General features: G+C 75.2%; 23 protein-coding genes. 10 read left to right on the top strand and 13 right to left on the bottom strand.

The genetic code is table 11. The features are described from left to right. Positions 1-107: 107 nt before the first annotated feature. Entirely contained in the window at positions 108-575 is a 468-nt protein-coding gene (locus GA0070614_RS08580) for an SAM-dependent methyltransferase (RefSeq protein WP_088975452.1), read from the bottom strand. Between the two features lie 53 nt (positions 576-628). Further along, the gene (locus tag GA0070614_RS08575; RefSeq protein ID WP_088975451.1) at positions 629-1,531 is read right to left on the bottom strand and encodes an NADP-dependent oxidoreductase; all 903 of its coding nucleotides are present in this window, start codon (positions 1,529-1,531) and stop codon (positions 629-631) included. 106 nt (positions 1,532-1,637) lie between these two features. Here GA0070614_RS08575 and GA0070614_RS08570 point away from each other — a divergent pair, with 106 nt between their 5' ends. Beyond that, positions 1,638-2,033: a winged helix-turn-helix transcriptional regulator gene (locus GA0070614_RS08570; RefSeq protein ID WP_088979323.1), complete on the top strand. Its 396-nt coding sequence runs from the start codon at positions 1,638-1,640 to the stop codon at positions 2,031-2,033. A gap of 303 nt (positions 2,034-2,336) precedes the next feature. Here the strand turns inward: GA0070614_RS08570 and GA0070614_RS08565 are convergent, their stop codons facing one another. Beyond that, positions 2,337-2,966 (bottom strand): TetR/AcrR family transcriptional regulator, encoded by a 630-nt coding sequence (locus tag GA0070614_RS08565; RefSeq protein WP_088975450.1) that lies wholly within the window; start codon positions 2,964-2,966, stop codon positions 2,337-2,339. Positions 2,967-3,016: 50 nt separating this feature from the next. Here GA0070614_RS08565 and GA0070614_RS08560 point away from each other — a divergent pair, with 50 nt between their 5' ends. After that, positions 3,017-4,009, top strand: coding sequence for a DUF2867 domain-containing protein (locus GA0070614_RS08560; RefSeq protein WP_088975449.1), 993 nt, complete (start codon positions 3,017-3,019; stop codon positions 4,007-4,009). A 151-nt stretch (positions 4,010-4,160) separates the two neighbouring features. Here GA0070614_RS08560 and GA0070614_RS08555 read toward each other — a convergent pair whose 3' ends face one another. Continuing rightward, entirely contained in the window at positions 4,161-5,033 is an 873-nt protein-coding gene (locus GA0070614_RS08555; RefSeq protein WP_157744964.1) for a hypothetical protein, read from the bottom strand. A 128-nt stretch (positions 5,034-5,161) separates the two neighbouring features. Between GA0070614_RS08555 and GA0070614_RS08550 the strand changes: the two genes are divergently transcribed. Further along, positions 5,162-6,925 carry an RNA polymerase sigma factor gene (locus tag GA0070614_RS08550; protein ID WP_172892396.1) on the top strand — a complete coding sequence of 588 codons (1,764 nt, stop codon included), beginning with the start codon at positions 5,162-5,164 and terminating at the stop codon, positions 6,923-6,925. A gap of 121 nt (positions 6,926-7,046) precedes the next feature. Continuing rightward, the gene (locus tag GA0070614_RS08545) at positions 7,047-7,844 is read left to right on the top strand and encodes an alpha/beta fold hydrolase (RefSeq protein ID WP_088975446.1); all 798 of its coding nucleotides are present in this window, start codon (positions 7,047-7,049) and stop codon (positions 7,842-7,844) included. 20 nt (positions 7,845-7,864) lie between these two features. On the opposite strand, the gene GA0070614_RS08540 is transcribed toward GA0070614_RS08545, so the two are convergent. From GA0070614_RS08540 to GA0070614_RS08515, 6 genes are all read right to left on the bottom strand, one after another. After that, positions 7,865-9,217 carry a hypothetical protein gene (locus GA0070614_RS08540; protein ID WP_088975445.1) on the bottom strand — a complete coding sequence of 451 codons (1,353 nt, stop codon included), beginning with the start codon at positions 9,215-9,217 and terminating at the stop codon, positions 7,865-7,867. Then, positions 9,214-9,717, bottom strand: coding sequence for a SigE family RNA polymerase sigma factor (locus GA0070614_RS08535; RefSeq protein ID WP_088979322.1), 504 nt, complete (start codon positions 9,715-9,717; stop codon positions 9,214-9,216). Before GA0070614_RS08535 ends, GA0070614_RS08540 begins: the two co-directional genes overlap by 4 nt. Positions 9,718-9,806: 89 nt before the next feature. After that, a complete protein-coding gene (locus tag GA0070614_RS08530) occupies positions 9,807-10,556 on the bottom strand; it encodes a 3-oxoacyl-ACP reductase family protein (RefSeq protein ID WP_088975444.1) in 750 nt (249 codons plus the stop codon). 242 nt (positions 10,557-10,798) lie between these two features. After that, positions 10,799-11,008 carry a helix-hairpin-helix domain-containing protein gene (locus GA0070614_RS08525; RefSeq protein ID WP_088975443.1) on the bottom strand — a complete coding sequence of 70 codons (210 nt, stop codon included), beginning with the start codon at positions 11,006-11,008 and terminating at the stop codon, positions 10,799-10,801. Positions 11,009-11,061: 53 nt separating this feature from the next. Further along, positions 11,062-11,997, bottom strand: a complete 936-nt coding sequence (locus tag GA0070614_RS08520) for an aminoglycoside phosphotransferase family protein (RefSeq protein WP_088975442.1) — start codon at positions 11,995-11,997, stop codon at positions 11,062-11,064. A 48-nt stretch (positions 11,998-12,045) separates the two neighbouring features. Next, entirely contained in the window at positions 12,046-12,615 is a 570-nt protein-coding gene (locus tag GA0070614_RS08515) for a dihydrofolate reductase family protein (protein ID WP_088975441.1), read from the bottom strand. 75 nt (positions 12,616-12,690) lie between these two features. Here GA0070614_RS08515 and GA0070614_RS08510 point away from each other — a divergent pair, with 75 nt between their 5' ends. Further along, positions 12,691-13,266 (top strand): TetR/AcrR family transcriptional regulator, encoded by a 576-nt coding sequence (locus GA0070614_RS08510; protein WP_088975440.1) that lies wholly within the window; start codon positions 12,691-12,693, stop codon positions 13,264-13,266. A 58-nt stretch (positions 13,267-13,324) separates the two neighbouring features. Continuing rightward, positions 13,325-14,473, top strand: a complete 1,149-nt coding sequence (locus GA0070614_RS08505; RefSeq protein ID WP_088975439.1) for a polysaccharide pyruvyl transferase family protein — start codon at positions 13,325-13,327, stop codon at positions 14,471-14,473. 132 nt (positions 14,474-14,605) lie between these two features. On the opposite strand, the gene GA0070614_RS08500 is transcribed toward GA0070614_RS08505, so the two are convergent. Then, the gene (locus GA0070614_RS08500; RefSeq protein ID WP_088975438.1) at positions 14,606-14,803 is read right to left on the bottom strand and encodes a hypothetical protein; all 198 of its coding nucleotides are present in this window, start codon (positions 14,801-14,803) and stop codon (positions 14,606-14,608) included. 83 nt (positions 14,804-14,886) lie between these two features. On the opposite strand from GA0070614_RS08500, the gene GA0070614_RS08495 reads away from it, so the two are divergent. Continuing rightward, a complete protein-coding gene (locus GA0070614_RS08495; protein ID WP_088975437.1) occupies positions 14,887-15,408 on the top strand; it encodes a DinB family protein in 522 nt (173 codons plus the stop codon). 41 nt (positions 15,409-15,449) lie between these two features. On the opposite strand, the gene GA0070614_RS08490 is transcribed toward GA0070614_RS08495, so the two are convergent. Then, a complete protein-coding gene (locus GA0070614_RS08490) occupies positions 15,450-16,325 on the bottom strand; it encodes a carbohydrate kinase family protein (protein ID WP_088975436.1) in 876 nt (291 codons plus the stop codon). Between the two features lie 62 nt (positions 16,326-16,387). On the opposite strand from GA0070614_RS08490, the gene GA0070614_RS08485 reads away from it, so the two are divergent. Further along, positions 16,388-19,714: a DEAD/DEAH box helicase gene (locus GA0070614_RS08485; protein ID WP_088975435.1), complete on the top strand. Its 3,327-nt coding sequence runs from the start codon at positions 16,388-16,390 to the stop codon at positions 19,712-19,714. Next, positions 19,711-20,781: an SWIM zinc finger family protein gene (locus tag GA0070614_RS08480; RefSeq protein WP_088975434.1), complete on the top strand. Its 1,071-nt coding sequence runs from the start codon at positions 19,711-19,713 to the stop codon at positions 20,779-20,781. The genes GA0070614_RS08485 and GA0070614_RS08480 overlap by 4 nt, the downstream gene beginning before the upstream one ends. A gap of 236 nt (positions 20,782-21,017) precedes the next feature. Here the strand turns inward: GA0070614_RS08480 and GA0070614_RS08475 are convergent, their stop codons facing one another. Further along, positions 21,018-21,275: a DUF3040 domain-containing protein gene (locus GA0070614_RS08475; protein WP_088975433.1), complete on the bottom strand. Its 258-nt coding sequence runs from the start codon at positions 21,273-21,275 to the stop codon at positions 21,018-21,020. 445 nt (positions 21,276-21,720) lie between these two features. Here GA0070614_RS08475 and GA0070614_RS08470 point away from each other — a divergent pair, with 445 nt between their 5' ends. Continuing rightward, complete coding sequence (locus GA0070614_RS08470; RefSeq protein WP_088975432.1) at positions 21,721-23,721, top strand: DUF1800 domain-containing protein; 2,001 nt, start codon at positions 21,721-21,723, stop codon at positions 23,719-23,721. Positions 23,722-23,724 lie beyond the last annotated feature (3 nt).

The raw sequence follows: 23,724 nt of genomic DNA, 5'->3' as shown, positions 1-23,724 counted from the left end.
CAGCACCCCGAGGAGATCACCTCCCGGGGCGGCGCCCGCACTCCGCGCGTATCGGTGCCGGCTCGCACTCCCGCCGTCCCGCGTCGCGCGGAGCGGGAGGACGTTCCTCACGGCCGGAAGTACTCGGACATCAGGTGGCTGACCCATTCCGGCTGCCGGACGTCGACCGGCAGGAACTCGGTCATCGTCGGCTTCAGGTCGATGACGGGGGTGCCCGAGACCGCGTCGAGGCCGACCACGGTCAGTTCGCGGCCGCGTACGGATTCGATCGCGCAGCACGTCACCCCGATGCGGTTCGGTCGGCGGGGACCGCGACCGGCGAAGACGCCGACGGGCGGCAGGTCGGCGCGGCCGCGGTTCGGGCGGGGTTCGCGGTAGTCGTCGTGCTCCGGGAACCGGTCGAAGACGAAGAGAACCTCGACGTGCGAGAACTCCTCCAGGCCCTGCAGGCACGCCTCGCCGAAGCGCTCGTCGACGGTGATCGTGCTGCGGACGGCACCCCAGTTGTCGGTGTGCTGGGCATCCGTCCGGTCGTTGCGGACCGTACCGATCGGTCTGATCTCGAAGCTGAGCATGCGGCGTTCCCTTCAGTGGGTGCGGTCGTGGCGGCGGTGGTTCGGGCCGGGGATCAGGGGACGATCACCACACCGCCCCGGACACCGCCCCGAGCCAGCCGGTCGTGAGCGGCCGCGGCTTCGGCGAAGGGGTACACGCCGGCGACCCGAAGCGGGATGTCGCCGCTGGTGACGAGGTCGACCAGTTCGCCCAGCCGCGCTCCGTCCGGCAGCACCTCCAGCGCGACGGTCCGGATTCCCCGCACCGGTTCCGGGCGCAGCGGTGGCGACGCGGCCACGTAGCCGCCGCCGTCGCGGACGAGGTCCAGCAGCGAGGGGCCGATCACCGCCAGGTCGACGACCGCGTCGAACGTCCCGCTCAGGTCGTCGGAGCGCGACAGGAATGCCGCGCCCAGCGACTCCACGAACGCACGGTCGTCGGGGCCGGCGAGTCCCGTGGCGAGCAGGCCGGCCGCTCGGGCCAGCGACAGGACGAACCCGCCGACCTGCCCGGCGGCGCCGGTGACGAGCACCCTCGAGCCCGCCGGGAGCGCGAGCAGGTCGAGTGCCTGGGCGGCGGCGAGGACGTTGGTCGGCAGGGTCGCCGCCTCGGTGGCGGGGACGCCGGCGGGCGCGGAGGTCAGCCAGGCCGCGTCGAGCACGACGAACTCCGCGTGGGCGCCGACCGTGGTCCGCAGCCACGGCGAGAAGCCGATGACCTCGTCGCCGATGGTGAACTGCTCGACCGCCGGGTCGACCGCGTCGACGGTGCCGGCCACGTCCCAGCCCGGCGTGTACGGCAGACCGGTCGGCAGCGGGGCCGGGAACCGGCCGGAGCGGATCATCAGGTCGACCGGGTGGACCACGGACGCGGCGACCCTCACCCGTACCTGCCCCGGTCCCGGCTCGGGCACCGGCACGTCGGCCACGTGCAGGACCTCCGGCCCGCCGAACTGTGCATAGCTGACTGCGCGCATCGCTGTCTCCTCGATGGACTCTCGTGATCATCAGGACCGTACGGATCAGCGGGCACCATGAGAAAGTAGGTACCGCGAAGTGCCTAGGGCACCGGTGGAGGCGAAGATGGCGACGATGAGCGCGGCGCAACGCCGTGAACAGGCCAAACGCGACTACGACGCGTTCCTGGAGCGGTGCCCGACCCGTGAGCTGCTGAGCAGGCTCACCGACAAGTGGGTCGCACTGGTGATCCCCGCCCTCACCGACGGCCCGCAGCGGCACAGCGAACTCGCCAACCGCATCGCTGGCGTCAGCCAGAAGATGCTCACCCAGACCCTGCGTACGCTGGAGCGCGACGGCCTGGTCACCCGCACGGTCACGGCCTCGGTGCCGGTCCGCGTCGACTACGAACTCACTCCGCTCGGCCACGAACTGTTCCCGGTCATGATCGCGATCAAGGACTGGGCGGAGACGCACATGGATCGGGTCTTCGAGGCCCGCGCCCGATTCGACGCACGCTGACCTCGTTCGGGGATGCCGGGCTCCGTTGTCCCTGCCGTGTCGGTTCGCCGCCGTCTACGACGGTGGCACCGTGAGTCTCGTCCGGATCGCGGACTGCGCCGGCCGGCCGCTGACGCTCGACCGGGCCGTCGTCGCCGACGACGAGGCGTACGCCGCGTCACGCCCTCCACGCGGGACGGGCTACCGGCCGTGCGGCGCCGACCGGCTCGAACGCGCCGAGTTACGGGGTGCCGCCGGGGTCGGCCGTCCGCCGCGCGGGATGGGCGGGCGAGGTGGCGTCGACACGACCGGCGGCGGACGGCGTCACGGTTGTCCGTGCTGCGGCTCGGGGGCGGTGAGCAGCCGGAAGATCTGTTCGACGTAGTGGTGGCGGTCCGCCGCGCTCCTCGGCAGGGTGCCCGGCGCGACGTGTGCCAGCTGCGCGTGGCCCAGGTAGGCGGTGACCGCCAGCAGCGCGCGGTGCCGGGCCTCGTCGGCCGGCCAGCCGAGTTCGGCGAACAGCCCCGCGGTGTACGCCACCCGCCGCTCGGTGACCCGGGCGAGCACCGGGGCGACGTGCGGATGGTCGGCGGTGGCCAGCATCGCCAGCTCGACCGAATTGTCCTCCTGGAGCACGGTGGACTCCAGGACGAGGCCGAGGAGCAGCCGGAGGCGGGTCAGCGGGTCGGGTTGGGCGTCGACGTGGCCGATGACGGCCTCGGTGTGCTCCCGCTCCCAGCGCAGCACGGCCGCCTCGATCAGGGCGTCCCGGTTGGCGAAGTGCCAGTAGAAGCTGCCCTTCGTGGCGCCGAGCCGGGCGGCGAGGGGTTCGACGGCGACCGCCGCGAGACCGCCGCCGGCCATCGCGTCCAGCGCCGCGGCGGTCCAGTCGTCGGCCGTCAGCCGGGACGTCGTCCGCTTCCCGTCACCGTGCTCGACACGTCGCGCGCTCATGACTGTACGGTAGCGTACGGAAAACATACGGGAGCGTACGGAGGCGAACGATGGCTGCCACGGTGCACAACGTCCACGAACGAGCGCTGCCTGTTCCCGCCGCCGTGGTGGGCCGGCTGGTGGACCGGATCGGCGCCGCCGACGACCCGCTCTGGCCCGTGCCCGCCTGGGTGCCGGTCCGGTTCGACCGGCCGCTCGCCGTCGGCGCCGACGGCGGGCACGGCCCGATCCGGTACCACGTCACCGGGTACGAGCCGGGCCGGCGGGTCGAGCTGACCTTCCATCCGCGCACCGGCCTGATCGGCACCCACACCCTGGAGGTCGAGGAACGCGGCCCGAACGCCTGCGTGCTGCGGCACCGGTTGAGCGCCCGGCCGGTCGGGCGGATGCGACTGCTCTGGCCCACCCTGGTCCGGGTCTGCCACGACACCGTCATCGAGCACCTGCTGGACAACGCCGAACGCGCCGTCACCGGCGCCGTCGCGCAGCCCGTCCGATACCCGTGGCGAGCCCGGCTCGCCGTCGGCATGGAGAGCGCCCGGGTACGCGGCGTGCCGATCCCCGCCGCCGCGACCCTGCTGCCCGGCTCCGTCCACCGGCCCGACCTGGCCGACGCCTTCGCGCTGCGGGTGCCACCCGGCACCACGACCGACCCGCAGGACTGGGCGGACGCGGTCTTCCGCAACCCGCCCCGGGTCGTGGTCGCGCTGCTGCGGCTGAGGAACCGGCTGGTCACCCCGTTCGGCATCGAACGCGGCGACGCCTCCGCCTTCGACACCATCACCCGTACCGACCGCGAGGTGCTGCTCGGCACCGATGCCGGCCACCTGGACTTCCGCGCCGGCGTCCTGGTCGAGCCGGACGCCGACGGCACGACGGTCACCGTGGCCACCCTGGCGGCGAGCCGGTCCCGGTCCGGCCGCGCCTACCTCGCCGCCGTACGCCTGGTGCACCCACTGGTGGTCAGGGCGATGCTGCGCCACGCCGGCCGGACCACCGTCGCCCCGTGGCGCTTCACGGCCCTCGTCCGGACAACCGCCTGACCAGCGTCCCGCCCGGGTACCCGGCGGCGGAGCCGGCGAGCCCGGACGGGGTGGGTCGACGGCGTCGACCGGCGCGACCACCCGAGCCGCGCGGCGGGCCGGGCGTGGTGGTCCGTGCCGGACGGCCGGCACGGACCACACCACCGACGGGTCAGCTCGCGCAGACGGCGTACGCCCGGACCTTCCAGTTGCTGCCGAAGCCGTCCTCGTCCTCGGCGGCGGCGACCGTGACCGTGGTGGAGGTCCGGGCCCGCATCTCGGTCAGCCGGACCTCGCCGTCACCGCCGAGGATCTCGCCGCCCACCCCGTGCACCCGGGTGCCCAGCGGGCAGGTGGCCGTCACCGACCGGGTCGCGGCGGAGCTGTAGAGACTGTCGTCGGTGACCCGCTGCTCGCCGGGGAGCGGGTCCGCGCAGATCGCGGTGGCGTCCAGCCACCACGACTTGTCGAAGCCGGTGCCGTCCTCGGCGCCGGCCACCACGACGCTGCCCTGGTGGATGCGCAGATCCTCCAGCACGACCTCGCTGTTCGGCGCCCCGACGACCGCGCCGCCGACCCCGATGGCGTGCTTGCCGAGCGGGCAGGACTTCTCGAACCAGTTGGACGAGCCGAGGCTGGGCGCCGAACTGCCGGACACGGTCACCAGGCCCTTGGGCGCCGGGGCGCACACCGCGCTCGCCGTCACCGCCCAGTTGCCGGCGACGCCGCTCTCGTCCTCACGGCCGGTCACCGAGAACGTCGTTCCGCCGATCAGCGGCTTCATGATGTCCATGCCGACCTGCCCCAGCCCGGAGCCGGTGATCGCCCCGCCACCGCCGATGACCACGGTGCCGGCCGGGCAGGTCGCGTTCTGCGACTTCGCGATGCTGTTGCTGGGGCCGGTCGTCGTCGTGATGCTCAGGCCGGGCACCGCGGCCACCGGGCCGGTGAGGGCCAGTTGGCCGAGCACGAGCGCGCCCAGCGCGGACCCGACGACGGCGGGGGTGCGACGCGTCCACCGGGTACGGTTCGATCCTTCTCGCATGACGTCTTTCCTCTCCTACGGATGTGCGACATCGGTAGGAGCGAACCGGGGTCGGGATGCCAACAGAAAGTCCCGAAGAAAAATTCGGCGGGTTCTACTGGACCGGTCGACGAGCAGCGGGGGACACGATGGACACGGCGGCGCAGGACGACACCGCCCTGGTCGAGGCGGTGCGCCGGGGCGAGCGCGCCGGCCTGGAGGGCATCTACCGGCGCTACGCCGACCGGCTGTACACGTACGCCCGGACCGTGCTGCGCGAGCCGGAGGCCGCCGCGGACGCCGTGCACGACGCGTTCCTCGTCGCCGGGCAGCGCATCGGCCAGCTCCGCGAACCCGACCGGCTGCGTCCCTGGCTGTACGCGATCGTGCGTACCGAGTGCCTGCGGCAGCTGCGGGAACGGTCCCGCTCGCGGCCGCTGGAGGAGGCCGGCGAGCCGGTGGCCGACCTCGCCGACCCGGCCACCGGGGTCAACGCCGAGCAGGTACGCCACCTGGTGCACGCCGCCGCCGACGCGCTGAACCCGGGCGACCGTGAGGTGGTCCACCTGGCCATCCGGCACGACCTGTCGTCCGCCGACATCGGCGCGGCCCTCGGGGTGCCCACCAACCACGCGCACGCCCGCCTGTCGCGCGCCCGCTCGCAGCTCGAACGGGCGCTGGGGGCGCTGCTGGTGGCCCGCACCGGGGCACGGGACTGCCCCACCCTCGCCGGCCTGGTCGACGGCTGGCAGGGCCGGCTCACCCCGACCCTGCGCAAGCGGGTCTCGCGGCACATCGAGGGCTGCGCGGTCTGCGGATCGCTGCGACGCGAACAACTCAGCCCGGCGGCGCTGCTCTCGGCGTACACGGCACCGGCCTTCCTGGTCGTCGCCGACACGGTGTGGCCGCGCCTCGTCGGCGCGACCCCGGCCGATGCGGCGACCGGGCCGGGCGCGGTGACGGCCGAGCCGACGACGGACCTGCCGCCCGCGCCCGACGAACCCGGCGGGTCACCGGAGGACGGACCGGCGGACGGACCCACGTCGGCGGCGTCCCCGGATGGTGCGGCGGCGTCCGCGGATGGTGCGGCGGCGTCCGCGGATGGTGCGGCGGCGTCCGCGGATGGTGCGCGGGACCCGGTGGCGGTGTCGGGGGCCCCGGCGGACCGTGCGGGGGCGCGGCGGGGTGCGGCGCACCCCGTCCGGGTGACCTCGCCGCCGCGACGCCGCCGCAGGCGCCGCCGGGTGGCCGCGACGGTGGCGCCGCTGGTCCTGCTCGCCGTGCTGGGCGTCTGGGCGCTGGCGCCCGGCCGCCCGACCGCCGCGCAGGACGGCCCCGGCCGGCCGGTGTCCGGGGCGCTCGGGCCACGGGCCGGCGAGCCGGCGGCACCCGCCGCCGCACCCCCGCCGCCCGGCGCGGCCACGGCCGCCGGCAGCCCGGGCACGCCACCGCCGTCCGGCATCGCCCCGAGGCCCGGCCCGGTGGACGCGACCGAGGCGGACCGCCCGGGTGCGACCGCCGCGCCCGATGTCGCGCCGGGCGGTGGCGCGCCGGCCTCGACCGTGGCACCGGCCCCGGTGCCGACCGCGCCCCGGCCCACCGGCCCCACGCGGGTCACCGCGCCGTTCACGGTCTCCGCCACCGGTGCGGTGCGGTGCGGTGCGCAGACGTACGGCCTCGCCGTACGGGTCACCGGCAGCGCCACCCTCCGGGACGCCGAGGTGCGCTGGACACCCGCCGGGGGCAGGACGTCGGTCCGGGCCACGACCGTGGACGGGTCGGCCGCGCGGGCGACCATCGGGTCGCTGAGCGCGTCGACGCTGACCTGGTCGGTACGGGCGACCGCCACCGACGGTCGCACCGCGCAGAGCCCCACCTACACCGTCACCGACCCCTGCGTCCGGCCGGGATAGCCGCCGACGGCCCGTTTCGGCCGGTCCCGCGTCGCCCGGCGGTGGAACCCGCGCGCGTCACCGGTGCGGGGCCGGCGAGGCGTACCAGAATCACCTGACGGGGGACGACGGGAGGCGGCGGGTGGGCTACGCGGACGTGAACGGCCTGCGCCTCTGGTACGAGGTGCACGGCGCCGGCCACCCGCTGGTGCTGCTGCACGGCGGGTACGGCGCGGTGGAGATGTTCGCCCCCGTCCTGCCCGCCCTCGCCACCCGGCGGCGGGTGATCGCCGTCGACCTGCAGGGGCACGGCCGCACCGCCGACGTCGACCGTCCACTGCGGTACGAGTCGATGGCCGACGACGTCGCCGCGCTGCTGCGCCACCTCGACCTGCCCGAGGCCGACGTGCTCGGCTACTCCCTCGGCGGCGGGGTCGCGCTGCGTACCGCGATCCAGCATCCCGGGCTGGTGCGCCGGCTGGTGCTGGTCTCCACGCCCTGCCGCCGGCAGGGCTGGTACCCGCAGGTGCTGGCCGCGATGGCCGCCCAGGACGAGCGGGTCGGCGAGCAGATGCGCGGCACACCCCCGCACGAGCTGTACGCCCGGATCGCGCCCCGCCCCGAGGACTGGCCACGGCTGTGGGCCCGTACCGGTGAGCTGCTGCGCCGCGAGTACGACTGGTCGGCCGAGGTGGCCGCGCTCACCACTCCCACCCTGCTGGTCTACGCCGACGCCGACTCGATCCCGGTGACCCACATGGCGTACTTCTTCGGCCTGCTCGGTGGCGGGCACCGGGACGCCGGCTGGGACGGCACCGACCGGCCCGCCTCCCGGCTGGCCGTGCTGCCCGGCCTGACCCACTACGACGTCGTCGCCTCACCGGCCCTGCCCGCCGCCGTCCTGCCCTTCCTCACCCACCAGGTCCGCGCCCCGCAGTGACCGCCCCCCGACTCCGGCAGTCAGGCCGAGGGCCTCCGGCGTCGCCGCGCCCACCGGAGCCCGAGCAGGCCGAGCGCGACCGCCGAGGCCAGTCCGGTCCACCACCAGAACCGGCCGCCAACCCCGGACGGCGGGTCGGCGGCGCGCACCCGGCCGGCGCGCACCACGTGGTCGGCGACGTCGAGCGCCAGTACCTGGTCGGGGGCGGTGAGCAGGGTGGTCGGCACGGCGGCCCCGGGGGTCAGCGCCAGCACCCGCACGCTGCGGACGTGCCCGTACGCGGTCCGCTGGTCCAGCTCCAACGGCTGGTCGAAACGGGCCGGCGCAGCGGGCTCCGGCCGGTACGCGACCACCCAGGCGGACCCGTCCGCCGCCCAGCCGAGCAACCTGATCGTGGTCACCCCGTCCACCGCAGGCAGTGGAGTGGGGCCGAGGTCGCGTCCGGTCCCGGGATCGACTCGGCGCAAGCTCCACCGGTCGGTGCCCTCGGCCCGGGTGACGACGGTGAGGGAACCTTCAGGCGTCCATGCGCCCTTGCCGGCCAGCCAGGTGTCGGCGGGCAGCGGGAATGAGGAGAGTCGCCGGCCGTCGAGTCCGGCGACTGCGACGGTCCGGCCGAACTGGTAGGCGACCCGGTCCCGGGTGAAGGCGACGGTTCGGCCGAACTGTGCCTCCTGTGCGCCGTCGGCCAGGTGGGTCCACCGGCTTCCGTCGACGGGAACGATGCTCAGCACGGAGCGGTAGGTGGCGCCGTCGGCGGCCACCGGCACGGTGTCCCGGAGCACGAGGCGGGTCCCGTCGACGGACCAACCCACCGGTTCGGTGAGCACGCTGCGGTCCACCCGGGTGGGCAGGAAACGGGTCCGGCCGTCGACGAGGTCGACCACGTCGACGCCGGGCTCGTCGGAGCTGCCTCCGGGGTGGGCGATGCGCCGGCCGTCGGGGGAGAGCACGGCCTGCTCGCCGACGGGTGCCTCGGTGCCGGTGGTCAGCACGCGATACCTGTCCGATCCCGCGGCGACCACACCGACGCGCATGTCGTCCCACCAGCCGTGCAGCCGGGGTGCCTGGCCGCTGAAGATGACGGCGGCCGGGCCGAGCCGGGGCCGGTCGGTGGCGTGCAGCGACCCGAGCACCGGCAGGCCGACCCGGTCCGGCAGCGCCACCTCCGCCCCGGCCGCCGGGTCGAGCCGGGCCGGCCCGGCGGCCGGCACCGACAGGCCGAGCGCCAGCACCGCGACCACCGCCGCCACCCCGGCCAGGGCGGCCCGCCGCCGGGTCCGCCGGGCCGTGGCCAGGGCCCGTTCGTGCACCGGGTACGCCGGCACGTCCGCCGCCGCCCGGTGCAGGGCCTCGCGCAGTCGTACGCTCATCGGGCGCTCCTCTCCGGGACGGCCTCGACCAGGTCCGGGGCGATCTCGCGCAGCCGGACGACGGCGTCGTGGCCGTGCCGTTTCACCGTGCCCACCGAGCAGCCCAGCACCTCGGCGACCTGCGCCTCGGTCAGGTCCTCGTAGTAGCGCAGCACCACCACGGCCCGCTGGCGCGGGGTGAGCCGGCGCAGCGCGGCGGCCACGCTCAGCCGCAGGGCGGTGCCGTCGCTGTGGTCGGTCCGGGCGCGCTCGGTCGGTTCCGCCTCCAGCCGTTCGGTGACCCGGCGTCGCCGCCACCAGGAGACCTGCTGGTGGTACATGACCCGCCGCACGTACGCCTCGGGATCGCCGTCGCGGATCCGCCGCCAGTGCCGGTAGCTGCGGGCCAGCGCGCTCTGGAGCAGGTCCTCGGCGTGCTGGTGGTCCCCGGTCAGCAGGTACGCGGTACGGGACAGGGCGGCGGACCGCTGCACCACGAACTCGTGGAACGACTCGATCATCTCCACCCCCTCACCGTCATCAAACGCGGGTCCGGGCGTGGATGGTTGGGGCGGGTGCGGAAGACGTCCCTCCGCACCCGCCCGGCGGGTCAGACGGTGAAGCCACCGTCGACGGTGATCGTCGCGCCGGTGACGTACCCGGCGTCGGGGCCGGCGAGATGGGCGACCGTGGCGGCCACCTCGTCCGGGGAGGCGTACCGGCCGAGGGCGGTGAAGCCGCGGATCGTCCCGGCGTTCGGGCCGTCGGCCGGGTTGGCGTCCGTGTCGGTCGGCCCGGGTACGACCAGGTTGACCGTGACGCCGCGCGGCCCGAGGTCCCGGGCGAGCCCCTTGGTCATGCCGACCAGCGCGCTCTTGCTCATCGCGTACGCGGCCAGCCCGGGGAAGACCGTCCGCTCGGCGACGTTGCTGCCGATCGAGATGATCCGGCCGCCGGCGCCCAGGTGCCGGGTGGCGGCCTGCGCGGCGACGAAGGGCGCCCGGACGTTGACCGCGATGGTGCGGTCCAGGTCGGCGGCGTCGAACTCGTCGACCGCGCCGACCAGGAACACCGCCGCGTTGTTCACCAGGATGTCGAGCCGGCCCAGCTCGCCGGCCGTCCGGTCGACCGCCTCCCGCAGGGCGGTCGGGTCGGCGTTGTCGGCCCGCAGGGCGAGCGCCCGGCGGCCGGTCGCCTCGATCCGCTTCACCACCGTCGCCGCCTGTTCGGCGTCCTGCTGCCAGGTCACGGCCACGTCGGCGCCGTCGGCGGCCAGCCGCAGCGCGGTCGCCGCCCCGATGCCCCGGCTGCCGCCGGTCACCAGAGCCACCTTGCCGTCGAGAAGTGTCGTCGTCGTCATGGCAACGAGCCTTGTCGGTGACGGCCGGCGGTGCTGGCGGTCATCGGACGCCTCGTTCGAGATGCGCCGGGCCCCTGTGCGCCCCGGTCGAACCTGCGCCCGGGTCGGCGCGGGCCGGACTCCGGCCGACGTGAATCGGCGACCCCGCCGGCCGGGCCGGGGCGACGCCGGCGGGAGCGGCGACCCGGCCGGCGAGGTGCGCGACCACGCCGGCCAGGTCGACGTCCAGGTCGGGGCGACCGTCAGGCGGTGCCGTCCTCCCCGGCGAGGCGCAGGCCGCGCTGCCGCAGCGCCTCCCGCAGCACGCCGATCGCCTTCGGTCCGACGCCGTGCAGGGCGCGCAGCTCCCGCTCGGTGACGCCGGTGAGCTGGTCGAGCCGGGTCCAGCCGGCGGCGGTCAACGCGCGGGTGGCCGGCGCGCCGACCGTCGGTGGGATGTCCGTCGCGGTCACCTGTGGCTCCTCGGGGTGTGGACGGTCCCAGCCTGCCACAGGAGCGCCCCGGTTCAGCGCAGCCGGCGGCGTACCCAGGGCAGCAGCGCGTCGCCCTGGGCCCGCTGGAACGCCCGGACGGTCGAAATGCCGGGCGGCGGCGGTCGCCGGGCGCCGTCGAGGAAGAACCCGGCCAGCCCGGCGTGGACCCCGGTCAGGGCGTCGGGGTCGACGGCGGCGGTGAGCGGCAGCCGGCGCAGCAGCGCCTCGACGTCGTGCCCGCCGTACAGCAGGACGTTGACCAGCAGCAGGGCGGTGTCGAGCCAGGCCGGGCCCCGGCAGGCGTGCGGCCAGTCGACCACGGTGACCGTGCCGGCGGCGTCGAGCAGCAGGTTGTCGGCCCGCAGGTCGACGTGGCAGAGGGTGTCACCGTCGAGTGCGGCCAGGCCCCGTTCGGCGGCGGCGCACAGCTCGGGCAGGTGGGCCCGGGCCCACGGGTCGAGGTCGGCGGGTGGGTCGGCGGCGATCCGGTGCCACCCGGTGAAGTCCGTCGCCAGCCGCTCGGCGGCGGGCGGGACGTGCGGGACCGGGTTGGGGGTGAGGGCGACCGCCAGCTCCTGCACCGTCCGGAGCACCACGGCCAGTTCGTCGTCCCGCCACGGGGTCCGCGGGTGGCGCCCGTCCACGTCGGTGAAGACCAGCGCCACCCACTCGCCGTCGTCGTGGCGGCCCAGCAGCCGGGGTGTCGGGGCCGACCCGGGCAGCCGGGCCGCGACGGCCGCCTCGGCACGGTGCAGCGTGACGCTGTGCGCGTTCAACGTCGGACAGACCGCCTTGACGAACGCCCGCCCGCCCCGCGCGGTGCGGACCCGGTCGGCGGTGCCGGGGGAGTACCCGCCGGGCTGGGAGACGGCGTCGACCACCCGGTCGCCGAGGATCTCCTGCACGGCGGACCGGACGTGGGCGGGCAGGTCCCGCCAGCCGATCCGGCTCTTCGTCGGCTCACCCATCCGTCCACCGTGGTGGACCCGCCGGTGCCCGACAACCGGATAACCGGCTCACCTGGCGAGGTAGCGCAGGACGACCAGCCCGCTGTCGAAGGGGCGGGTCTCCACCAGGCGGAACCGGCGCGGGTCGAACTCCCGGTCGACGATCGGGATGCCGCTGCCGAGCAGGACCGGGTGGAGCTTGACCACCAGTTCGTCCACCTCGCCGAGCAGTTGCCCGGCGAGCCGGCCGCCGCCGCAGAGCCAGATGTCCCCGCCGGGCTGCCGCTTCAGCTCCTGCACGAACGCGACCGGGTCGCCGGCCACGATCTCCACGTCCGGGTGGTCGGCCGGGGCCAGGGAGCGGGAGAAGACGTACTGCTCCAGGTGGGCGTACGGGCTGGTGACGCCGACCTTCAGCGCCGGGTCGTAGGTGTGCCGACCCATCACCACGGCGTCGAAGCGGCCCTGGGGCCGGTCGATGCCGAAGTGCTCGTGCAGGAAGGTGGGGAACGTCTGGGGCCAGTGCGCCACCAGGTGGTCCCGGACGTCGTCGTGGAGCGGGAGGTCGTCGTACGACCCGTCGGGGGCGGCGATGAAGCCGTCGAGGGTGCTGGCGATGTAGTACACGAGCTTGCGCAACCGAACTCCTCAATCACTACTGCTGTCGTGGTCGATAAACTACAACATCTGTCGTGGTTGCGCTAGGGTGATGTCGTGGCGAGGAACGTGGAGCGGCGGGCGGCGTTGGCCGACGCGGGGTTGCGGGTGCTGGCGGCGACCGGGGCGCGGGGCCTGACCCACCGCGCCGTCGACGCCGAGGCCGGCGTGCCGGTCGGCACCGCGTCGAACTACTTCCGCTCCCGGGACGCGCTGCTCGGCGCGCTCGGCGAGCGGATCATGGAACGGTTCGCCCCGGACGAGCACCGGCTCGCCGAACTGGCAGCCCGCGAGCCCTCCCTGGAACTGGTCACCGACTACGTGCGCTACATCGTCGAGCGGACCACCGCCCAGCCCGAGCTGACCCGCGCGCTGATCGAGCTGCGGCTGGAGGCCGTCCGCCGCCCCGGGCTGGCCCGCGTCCTCGGGGAGACGCTGCGCCGCGGGTACCGCGACGACGTCGCCTTCCACGTCGCGGCCGGGCTGCCCGGCGGGGCCTTCGAGGTGGCCCTGCTGCGCTACGCGGTGGACGGGCTCCTGCTCGACCTGCTCGGCACCTCCATCGACGCCGGATTCGACCCGGACGAGGTGGTGTCGGCCCTGGTGTCCCGGCTGCTCGCCCCAGCCCGCTGAGGCATGGCCCGGCGCGCAGCGGGAAACCGCCCCGGACGTACCCGGGGAGGAGTGACGGATGAGGGACGACACCGGACTGACCATCGGTGTGCTCGGTTCGTACGGCGGCCGGAACCTCGGTGACGAGGCGATCCTCACCGGCCTCCTGGCCGACCTGCGCCAGCAGGAGCCGAACGCCCGGATCATCGTCTTCTCCCGCAACCCGGCCCACACCGCCCTCGCCCACCCGGACGTGGAGGCGGTGCCCTGGGAGGGCGTCAGCCGGGTCGACTCCGCCGAGGTGCTGGCCCAGCTCGACCTGCTGATCCTGGGCGGCGGCGGCATCCTCTACGACAGGGAGGCCCGCCGTTACCTGCGGGTCGTCCGGGTCGCCCAGGAACGCGGACTGCCCCTGCTGACGTACGCGGTCGGCGTCGGGCCGCTCAACGACGGGGTGGACAGCGGCATGGTCCGGGAGACGCTGGCCGGGGCGACCGAGGTGACCGTACGGGACCAGGAGTCCCGGATGGTGCTGGAGGAGGCCGGCCTGCTCAACCCGATCACCGTCACCGCCGACCCGGCGTTCCTGCTGGAGCCGGAGGAGTTCCCCGCCCGGCTGCTGCGCGAGGAGGGCGTCCCGGCCGGCCGGCGCCTGGTCGGGCTGAGCGTCCGGGAGCCCGGCCGGGCCGCCGAACGGCTCGACGTCGACGGGTACCACCGGCTGATCGCCCAGATCGGGGACTTCCTGGTGCAGCGGATCGACGCGTACGTGCTCTTCGTGCCGATGGAACGCGACGACATCCGGCACTCGCACGGCGTGCTGTCGCACATGGTCGCCGCCGAGCGGGGCCGGATCCTGCACGGTGACTACTCACCCCGGCAGGTGCTCGGCCTGATGAAGCACTTCGACCTGGCCGTGGGGATGCGGCTGCACTTCCTGATCTTCGCCGCCATGGTGGGCACCCCGTTCCTGCCCCTGCCGTACGCCGGGAAGGTCTTCGACCTGGCCCAGCGGCTCGGGGTGCCGGCGCTGCGCGGCGTGGAACGCGAGGTGGAGGGTCCGCTGCTCGCGGAGGTCGACCGGCTCTGGGACGAACGGGAGTCCCGCGCGGACGAGACCGCCCGGCGCGTCGCCGACGTCTGCGAGCAGGCCCGCGGCACCTCCCAGGTCACCCGCGCGGTGCTGGAGAGCCTGCGCAACCGGACCCTGGCCCGGATGGCCGCCTGACCGCCCGCGTCCGACGGGCCGGGTGACCGGCCCGCCCCGCGCCGCCCGCTCGCGTTGCCCGCCCCGCGCCTCCCGGCCCGATCGCCCCGCGTCGTCCGGTCCGGCCGCCCCGCGTCGCCCTGCCGGCCGGGGTCAGACGGCCGGGCCGCGCCAGCGGTAGCACCACTGCTCGCCGACCGACTCCAGCTCGTAGATCTGGGCGTCGACCAACCCCTCCGCGCCCAGGTGGTGATGGGTCAGCGGCGGACGGTCGTTGCTGTCCAACTCGGCGTCGACCGTCTCGCCGTCGGCCGGGCCGTCCACCAGGGGAATCCTCACCGTTGAAGCCATGGGCCCATCCTGCCCGGCGCAGCGCCGGTCCGCAGGGTTTGCCGGGGCAGCGGGCCCGACCGCCCGCCGACTAGGGTCCGGGGATGGCGGAGATCCCGATCGACCCCACTCTCGCGCCCGTGCTGGCCCGCACCGGCGACGAGCGCGCCGTCCTCGAGGCGTTCCTCGACTTCCACCGCTCCGTCGTGCTGCGCAAGGTGCGCGGGCTGACCGACGCCGCCGCCACCCGCCGGCTGGTGCCCTCCGCGACCACCCTCGCCGGCCTGGTCAAGCACCTCGCGATCATCGAACGCAACTGGTTCCCGATCCTGCTCGCCCCCGCCCCCGGCGAGCGGTTCCCGACCACCGAGGAGGACGCGGCCGAGAGTTTCGCCCTGGCCGAGGGGGAGACCCTGGAGTCCCTCGTCGAGGCGTACGAGGCGGCCTGCGCCCGCTCCCGGGAGGTGGTCGCCCGGTTCCCGCTGGACCACGTCGTCGGGCAGCCGCAGCTCGGCGAGGTGTCGGTGCGCTGGATCCTGGTCCACATGATCGAGGAGACCGCCCGGCACGCCGGGCACGCCGACATCCTGCGCGAACTGACCGACGGCGAGACCGGCGCGGTCTGAGCCCGTACCGGCCGCGCCGGACGGGTGCACGCAGCGGCGGGTCAGCGGGTCGGCAGCAGGCCGGGCGGGTACTCCATGCCGTCGTGGGTGCAGGCCGCGGCGGCGACCCGGGCGGCGTGCGCGGCCGCGTCGGGCACCGTGCCGCCGGCCAGCCGACCGGCGATCAGCGCGGCGGCGAAGGCGTCCCCGGCGCCGTTGCTGTCGACCACCGGGGCGGGCGGCACGGTGGCCGGCACGTGGTGACGGGTGCCGTCGCCCGGGTACAGGTCGGCGCCGTCCGCGCCCCGGGTCACCAGCACCGTACGGGGCGCCAGCGCGGCGGCGAGCGCGGGCGCGTCGTCGCCCAGCCGTACGCCACTGACGAAGACCAGGTCCGCCGCCTCGGCGAACGGGCGGTGGTAGGGGTTCTGCCCGTCCCAGTCGTGCAGGTCGGTGGAGAGCGCCACCCCGTCGGGCAGTGCCGCGCGCAGCACCGGCAGCCGGTCCCGCGCCCAGTCCATGATCGAGACGTGCACGTGGGCGGCGTCGCGGACCAGCGCGGCGAGCCGGTCGTCGCCGAACGGGGCGTCCGCTCCCGTCCACGGGGCCGGGTCGTACAGCGACATCCGCCGTCCCGCCGGGTCCACCAGGTTCACCGACTGCCGGGTGCCGCCGGGGCTGTCCCCGAGCACGGTGTGCACCGAGGTCCGGGCCAGCGCCGCCCGGACCACCGCGCCGGCCGGGTCGGCGCCGAGCACGTCGACCAGGGCCACCCGCAGCCCGAGGGCGTGCGCGGCCAGCGCCACCCCGGCGCCGGTGTTGCCGATCCGGGCCCGGATCGGCGGGACGGTCATCGAATCGGCGGCCGGCGGCGGGATGGCCGGCACGTGCACCCGCAGGTCCACACCCAGGCCACCGATCACAAGGAGGTCGAACATGGCGCCGACGGTAGCCTGGCCGCGCCGCCTATCCTGGGCCCGGGCGTCGACGAGGGGGAAGTGTGCTGGTCATCCACGGGGTGTGGCTGGTCGGTGCCGGTCTCGCCGTCTGGGCCGAGGACAGCGCACTGCCGGCGCGCGCGCCGCGCCGGCCCGGCCGCGCGCCCCGCGAACGTCCGCACCCGTTCGCCGCCGACCACGCCACGCTGGCCGCCGCGCTCGGCGACCTCCCGGCGGTGGCCGGGTCCCTGCCGCTCACCCTCCCCACCCGCGCCGGCTCGCCGCTGGACTCGCCCGAGTTGGTCCGGACCACCGTCGTCGAGCCGGTGCGCGGTCCGGTCGCCCTCGCCGGGTGGCGCGCTCCCGTGCTCGCGTACGACCCGGACGACGCGCTGGCCCTGCTGCGTACCCTCGACGGCTGCCCGGCCGTGCCGGGCGCCACCCTGCGTCACCTCGCCGAGCTGGCCGACTTCGCGGTCGACCTGGTCGCCCGGGGGCGGGTGCTGCCCGGCCTCGCCGACCGGCCGCCGATGTCGCCGGCCACCCTGGTCGGCGCGACCACCCCCACACCCGCCGCAGTCGGCGGCGCGGACGTGCACACCGCCGCCGCGCCGGGTGCGGCCGGTGACGCGGACGCCACCGGCGTCGCCGTACCCACCTCCGGCGACCCGGACGCGGCGGCCGGGCGGTGGCGGCTCCCCGGCGTGGCCGACGGTCACCGGCCGGCGTGGGCGGTGTGGCGACCCCTGCTCACCGGCGCCGACGCGAGCTGGGCCCGGTCGCTGGCGCTGGCCCTGCCCCCGGCCGCCCGCGCCGCCGCCGTCGGGCTCCCGCCCGGTACCGGCGTCTCGGCGGGCGCCGGCGTCTCGGCGGGCACCGGTGCCCGCCCCGGCCGGGACGACGGCGCCGGGGCGCTGGTCGCCGACGCGCTGGACGCCCTGACCGACGCCGCCGCCCGGCGCGCCCTCACCGACGTCGACCTGGCCCGGGGCGGCCGGCGCGACGGTGTGGTCGGCGGCTGGCTGACGGCGCTGACCGGCCCGGACCGGGGGTTCACCGCCGAGCCCGACGCGCTGCGCACCCTGCGTACCGAACTGGACGCCTGGCAGCGCGACGCGGCCGGTGGCGCGGTACGGGCCAGTTTCCGCCTGGTCGAGCCGGAGGCCGAGGAGATCGTCGACCCGCTCGTGGTGGTCCCGGCGGACCCGGGCACGGTGGTCCGCCGCGACGGCCGGTGGCGGGTCGAGTTCGGTCTCCAGGCCGCCGACGAGCCCGGCCTGCACGTCGGGGCCGGCCAGGTGTGGCGGGCGCCGGAGACGGTACCCGCGCTGGTCGGGCCGCTGGGCAGCCCGCAGGAGACGCTCCTGGCCGAGCTGGGCCGGGCCGGCCGGCTCTGGCCGGAGCTGGACGCGGCGCTGCGCACCGCGACGCCGGAGGAGTTGGCGCTGGACGCCGAGGGGGCCCACCGGTTCCTGCGCGACGGCGCGCCGGTGCTGCACGCCGCCGGGTTCGGGGTGCTGCTGCCCTCCTGGTGGCAGCGCCCGTCGGCGCGGCTCGGCGCGCGGCTGCGGGCGCGCGGGCGGACCGCCCCCGGCACGGTGGCCGACGCCGCCGGTGGGCTCGGCCTGGACGCCCTGGTCGACTACCGGTGGGAGGTGGCGCTCGGCGACGAGACGGTCGACGCCGACGAGTTGGCCGCGCTCGCCGCGCTGAAGACGCCGCTGGTCCGGCTGCGCGGCCGGTGGGTGGAGCTGGACCCGAAGCGGCTCGCCGCCGGACTGCGCCTGCTGCGCTCCGCCGGCGAGCTGACCGTCGCGGACCTGCTCCGGCTCGGCCTCGCCGAGGGCGACCGGCCCGAGGAGCTGCCGGTGCTGGAGGTGAGCGCCGACGGCCCGTTGGGCGACCTGCTCGCCGGCGAGGCCGAGCGCCGGCTCACCCCGCTCGACCCGCCGCCCGCGTTCAAGGGCACCCTGCGGCCGTACCAGCGGCGCGGGCTGGCCTGGCTGACCTTCCTGCAGTCGCTCGGTCTCGGCGGGATCCTCGCCGACGACATGGGGCTGGGCAAGACGGTGCAGCTGCTCGCCCTGCTCGCCGGGGACCCGCCCGACGCCGGGCCGACCCTGCTGGTCTGTCCGATGTCGCTGGTCGGCAACTGGCAGCGGGAGGCGGCGAAGTTCACTCCCGGGCTGCGGGTGCACGTGCACCACGGCGCGGACCGGGCCCGGGGCGCACAGTTCGAGGAGGCGGTGCACGCCGCCGACCTCGTGCTCACCACGTACTCGGTGGCCGCCCGGGACGCGGTCGCGCTCGCCTCGCTGGCCTGGCACCGGGTCGTCGTGGACGAGGCGCAGGCGATCAAGAACGCCTCGACCCGGCAGGCCGAGGCGGTGCGGTCGCTGCCGGCCCGGCACCGGGTCGCGGTCACCGGCACGCCGGTGGAGAACCGCCTCGCCGACCTCTGGTCGATCATGCAGTTCGCCAACCCGGGGCTGCTCGGTCCCGCGTCCAGCTTCAAGCAGTCGTACGCGGTGCCGATCGAACGGCACGGCGACGCGGAGACGGCCGCCCGGCTGCGCCGGATGACCGGTCCCTTCGTGCTGCGCCGGCTCAAGACCGACTCCTCGATCATCTCCGACCTGCCCGAGAAGCTGGAGATGGAGGTGGTCTGCAACCTGACCACCGAGCAGGCGTCGCTCTACCGGGCGATCGTCGACGACATGCTGGCGAAGATCGAGTCCAGCGACGGGATGGAGCGGCGGGGTCTGGTGCTGGCCACCATGACCCGGCTCAAGCAGGTCTGCAACCACCCGGCCCAGTTGCTGCGGGACGGCTCCGCCCTGCCCGGGCGCTCGGGCAAGCTGGAACGGCTGGACGAGATCCTCGACGAGGTCCTCGCGGCCGGGGAGAAGGCCCTGCTCTTCACCCAGTACGCCGAGTTCGGCGGGATGCTGCGCGGTCATCTGTCGGCCCGCTTCGGCCGGGAGGTGCTCTTCCTGCACGGCGGGGTCGGCAAGGCCGACCGGGACGCGATGGTGACCCGCTTCCAGTCCCCGGACGGCCCGTCGGTCTTCGTGCTGTCGCTCAAGGCCGGTGGCACCGGGCTCACTCTCACCGCCGCCAACCACGTGGTGCACGTGGACCGCTGGTGGAACCCGGCGGTGGAGGACCAGGCCACCGACCGGGCGTTCCGGATCGGCCAGCGCCGGCGGGTGCAGGTCCGCAAGTTCGTCTGCGCCGGCACCGTGGAGGAGAAGGTGGCCGCGATGATCGCCGACAAGCGCAGCCTGGCCGCCTCGGTGGTGGGCAGCGGCGAGCAGTGGGTCACCGAGCTGTCCACCGACCGACTGCGTGAACTGTTCACCCTGGAGGCCGGGGCGGTGGTCGAGTGAACCACCCGGACTCCACGCCCGGCCCGGACTCCACGTCCGGCCCGGACTCCACGTCCGGCCCGGATACCGGATCCCGCGCGGACGGTGCCGGGGCCGGTGGCGGTGGCGGCCCGGAGGGCGCGGGGCGGTTCGCCGACTTCGGCCGTCCGCGCCGGGTCGACGGCGGGCTCAGGGCGCGCAGCACCCGGGGCGCGATCGGCGTGTCCTGGTGGTCGCGGCGCTTCCTGGAGGTGCTGGAGTCGTTCGCGCTCGGCACCCGGCTCACCCGTGGCCGCTCGTACGCGCGGCGGGGCCAGGTGCTCCGGCTCGACGTGACGCCCGGCCGGGTGACGGCGAGCGTGCAGGGCTCCCGGGCCGAGCCGTACCGGGTCACCATCGCGGTGGCGCCGTTCCCGGCGGCGCTCTGGGACACGGTCGAGCGGGACCTCGCCGGGCAGGCGTTCTTCAGCGCCCGGCTGCTCGCCGGTGACCTCCCGGCCGAACTGGAGCAGGTGTTCGCCGACGCGGGCGCGCCGCTCTTCCCGGCCGGGGTCCACGAGTTGACCCAGCGGTGCAGCTGCCCCGACTTCGCGGTGCCCTGCAAGCACCTCGCCGCGACGTTCTACCTGCTCGCCGAGGCGTTCGACGCGGACCCGTTCCAGTTGCTGCACTGGCGGGGCCGCAGCCGGGACGAACTGCTCGACCGGCTGCGTACGCTGCGCGCCGCAGCCGCCGGGCTGGACGCGACCGCCGCGCCGTCCGGAGCGGACGTGGCAGTGGCCGCCGCGCCGTCCGGAGCGGACGCGGCAGTGGCCGCCGCGCGGACGGGCACCCGGGGCGGTCCGACGGACGAGGCCGCTCCGGCCGCCGGTGCGGCGCGGGTGCTCGCGGGTCTGCCCGCGACCCCGCTCGACGAGGCGGTGGACCGGTTCTGGCTGCCGCCGGTGCCGCTGCCGGACCGCCCGCCCACCCTGGCGACCGGCCCGGAACTGCTGCTGCGGCAACTCGGCGCGCCCGCCCCTGCGATCGGCGGTCCCGGGCTGCTGGAGCGGCTGCGACGCGGGTACCGGAGCTTCGGCGGCGCGTGACGCGGTGCCCCGGCCGGTCCGCACGCGCCAGGGCGGTGTCCCTTTCCGGGCCGCACGCCAGGGCGGTGCCCCCGTCCGGGCGGCACGCCACGGCGGTGCCCCTGTTCGGCCGACCGGGCCACGGACTCGACCACGCAGCTGCCCGGAGCACCGGATCTTGGACAGTTACCGTCCCGAGCGGACGCCAACTGTCCAAGATCTCGGTGTCCGGATGGAGCGGGTACCGGCTGCCACGGTTACAGCCAGCGGCGGCGGAAGCGCCACATGAGCGCGGCGTTGACCGCCAACACCACGGCACAGATCGCCCCCGCCAGCCGTCCGGCCAGTACGGTCATCGCCGGCAGCGACGCCCAGAGCACGATCGTGAGCAGCATCAGCCAGCGCCCGCGCCGGGCTCGCGCCCGATGGTCGAGTCTCGCGAAGAACTTCGGGTCGCTCTCCCGGAGGTGCCGGGTGATCTGTTCGAATCTGCGCTGATCCTCTTTGCTGAGCATGGCGGTGCCTTCCCCTCACGGCTTCAGCGGTTCGGCGGCTTACCCGCTGCGGCGGCGGCTCACGCACTCCTGCCGCTGCTACTTTCGCGACCGGCTCGGGGCCTGCTCAGAGGCGGTTCAGCACAGGCTTATCCCTTCCTTAAGTTTCACTGTGCCGGTGAACGTCGCGTCAAGCGCCACGTGCGCGGGAAACGTTACGCCGAGGTCGTCCGTGGGCGTGTCGGCCCTGCTCGGGGCGGTCCTGCCCAGCCGGGGTGAAAAGGCCTCACCTTCCCTGCTGTTGAGGGGTGTCTTAAGTGCCGTCGTGGGCCGCTCCCGACCGTCTTGAGGCCGGTCAACCGCTTGGTTACTTTCCCGTAGCAACCCCCTCAGGCAACAGTCGCCGCACTCTCCGCCCCGCTCCGGTCGCAGCGTGTCGGCGCCTTCAAGAAATCGGGATTGGTGCATGGCCGACCAGAACGTGCCACCGCGTGGACCGTGGGACGACCGCGGTGGGAACCCCGGACGACACCCGTACGCCCCGCAGTACCAGGGACCGGGGGACCTGACCCCCGGGTACCCGGCCGCACCGCCGGCCCGGGGTCCGCAGTGGGTCGGCCCGGAAGGGCTCGGCCGGCAGAGCTTCCACCAGCCGGCCGGCACCGGACTGCCCACCCTGGACGATGACGACGAGCCGGGCCGCCGCACCGGCCGGCGGCGTGCCCTGGCGACCATCGGCGGCGTCGCCGCCGTGGTGGCCGGCGGCGCGGCCCTCGCCCCGACGGTGCGCGGGTTCTTCGACGACGGCACGGTCGCCGGCGACGCCACCGGCACCACCGTCACCGACGGCACCGCCGCCCGCCCCAGCGGCCAGCAGCCGAGCCGGGTGCGCACCTACACCGAGCAGAACGAGAGCTACATGGGCTCCCGGGCCGGGGCGGTGCTGAAGAAGAACAGCCCCACCGGCGGCCGGCTCTTCTCCGGCCCGGCCTCCGCCGCCGCCGAGACCCCGGTGACGGTGAAGACCGTCCTGGCCAAGGACCCGATCCGGCACCTGGCCAGCCGGGCCACCTTCGGCGCCACGCCCAAGGTGCTCGCCGACATCCGGCGGATGGGCATCGACGGCTGGATCCGCTGGCAGCTCGACCCGGAGAAGATCGCGCCGAGCCCGGCCGAGCTGAAGCTCGCCGAGCTGCCCAGCCTCAAGCTGAGCCCGCAGCAGCTGCGCGAGCAGCGCGACCAGCTCAACGAGCGGGGCGTGCAGCCGGAGAAGGAGATGGTGGACGCCACGCTGGCCCGCCAGATCTGGTCCGAGCGCCAGCTCTTCGAGGTGATGGTCGACTTCTGGAACGACTTCCTGCACGTCGCCGCCGACTTCGACGGCGGTGAGGCCTACCGCAACTCCTTCGACCGGGACGTCGTACGGGCCCACGCCCTGGGCAGCTACCCGGACATGCTGGTCGCCGCGAACCGGCACCCGGCGCTGCTGCTCTACCTGAACCAGAACGACTCGCGCGCCGACGCGGTCAACGAGAACCTGGCCCGGGAGAACCTGGAGCTGTACTCGGTCGGCGTCGACGGTGGATACACCGAGAAGGACGTGCGGCAGGCGGCCCTGTTGCAGACCGGGCGGGGCGTCCAGGACGGCAGGTACGTCTTCCGCGCCAACCAGCACTACCGGGGCAAGGTGAAGATCCTCGGCTTCACCCACGCCAACGCCTCCGACGACCCGAAGCAGGCCGACGCGGCCATCGACGCCTACCTGCGCTACATCGCCCTGCACCCGTCGACCGCCCAGTACGTGGCACGCAGCCTGGCCACCCGGTTCGTCTCGGACACCCCGCCGAAGTCCCTGGTGGACCGGCTGGCCAAGACGTACACGGTCAACAAGGGCATGGTGAAGCCCCTGCTGATGACGCTGTTCAGCTCCTCGGAGTTCTGGGCCGCGGTCGGGCAGAAGGTGCGCCGGCCGATGGAGTACCTGATCGCCACCTACCGCACCCTCAACGTCCGGCCCGAGGCGTCGCCGGCCTTCAAGCAGGACGGCGGACGGCCCGCCTTCGCCCGCGGCCTGCGGCAGATCCACGACAAGCTGCGCCAGCTCGGCCAGTACCCGATGGGCCAGCCCACCCCGGACGGCTACCCCGACGTCTACGTCGCCTGGACCTCCGCCGGAACGATGGTCAGCGGCTGGAACGAGGCCGGGGACCTGCTCGCCGGCTACCGCACCGAGTTCACGTTCACGCCGGCCGAAAACCTGGTGGCCCGGCCGCCGGCGACCGCCGGGGCGTACGTGGACGCGCTCGCCCAGCGGCTGGTGCACCAGAAGCTGAGCGCCAAGGAGAAGGCGCTGATCCTGAGCGTGGCCGGCGTCCCGGCCGGTGCGAAGGTCGACGCGACGTTCAACGGGGCCGTCACCGCCGTCGCGCGGGCGATCCTCGCTTCCCCCCAGCACCACCTCCGGTGAGGC

Origin of the sequence: Micromonospora coxensis (assembly GCF_900090295.1) — a bacterium.
GTDB lineage: Bacteria > Actinomycetota > Actinomycetes > Mycobacteriales > Micromonosporaceae > Micromonospora > Micromonospora coxensis.
This window is presented reverse-complemented; position numbering and strand designations above follow the sequence as displayed.

Coding starts and splice junctions, on each gene's coding strand:
- GA0070614_RS08540 (WP_088975445.1), bottom strand. CDS start 9,217: ATGAGCGTACGACTGCGCGAGGCCCTGCACCGGGCGGCGGCGGACGTG.
- GA0070614_RS08570 (WP_088979323.1), top strand. CDS start 1,638: ATGGCGACGATGAGCGCGGCGCAACGCCGTGAACAGGCCAAACGCGAC.
- GA0070614_RS08505 (WP_088975439.1), top strand. CDS start 13,325: ATGAGGGACGACACCGGACTGACCATCGGTGTGCTCGGTTCGTACGGC.
- GA0070614_RS08550 (WP_172892396.1), top strand. CDS start 5,162: ATGGACACGGCGGCGCAGGACGACACCGCCCTGGTCGAGGCGGTGCGC.
- GA0070614_RS08470 (WP_088975432.1), top strand. CDS start 21,721: ATGGCCGACCAGAACGTGCCACCGCGTGGACCGTGGGACGACCGCGGT.
- GA0070614_RS08560 (WP_088975449.1), top strand. CDS start 3,017: ATGGCTGCCACGGTGCACAACGTCCACGAACGAGCGCTGCCTGTTCCC.
- GA0070614_RS08580 (WP_088975452.1), bottom strand. CDS start 575: ATGCTCAGCTTCGAGATCAGACCGATCGGTACGGTCCGCAACGACCGG.
- GA0070614_RS08530 (WP_088975444.1), bottom strand. CDS start 10,556: ATGACGACGACGACACTTCTCGACGGCAAGGTGGCTCTGGTGACCGGC.
- GA0070614_RS08475 (WP_088975433.1), bottom strand. CDS start 21,275: ATGCTCAGCAAAGAGGATCAGCGCAGATTCGAACAGATCACCCGGCAC.
- GA0070614_RS08555 (WP_157744964.1), bottom strand. CDS start 5,033: ATGCGAGAAGGATCGAACCGTACCCGGTGGACGCGTCGCACCCCCGCC.
- GA0070614_RS08500 (WP_088975438.1), bottom strand. CDS start 14,803: ATGGCTTCAACGGTGAGGATTCCCCTGGTGGACGGCCCGGCCGACGGC.
- GA0070614_RS08575 (WP_088975451.1), bottom strand. CDS start 1,531: ATGCGCGCAGTCAGCTATGCACAGTTCGGCGGGCCGGAGGTCCTGCAC.
- GA0070614_RS08490 (WP_088975436.1), bottom strand. CDS start 16,325: ATGTTCGACCTCCTTGTGATCGGTGGCCTGGGTGTGGACCTGCGGGTG.
- GA0070614_RS08565 (WP_088975450.1), bottom strand. CDS start 2,966: ATGAGCGCGCGACGTGTCGAGCACGGTGACGGGAAGCGGACGACGTCC.
- GA0070614_RS08520 (WP_088975442.1), bottom strand. CDS start 11,997: ATGGGTGAGCCGACGAAGAGCCGGATCGGCTGGCGGGACCTGCCCGCC.
- GA0070614_RS08535 (WP_088979322.1), bottom strand. CDS start 9,717: ATGATCGAGTCGTTCCACGAGTTCGTGGTGCAGCGGTCCGCCGCCCTG.
- GA0070614_RS08495 (WP_088975437.1), top strand. CDS start 14,887: ATGGCGGAGATCCCGATCGACCCCACTCTCGCGCCCGTGCTGGCCCGC.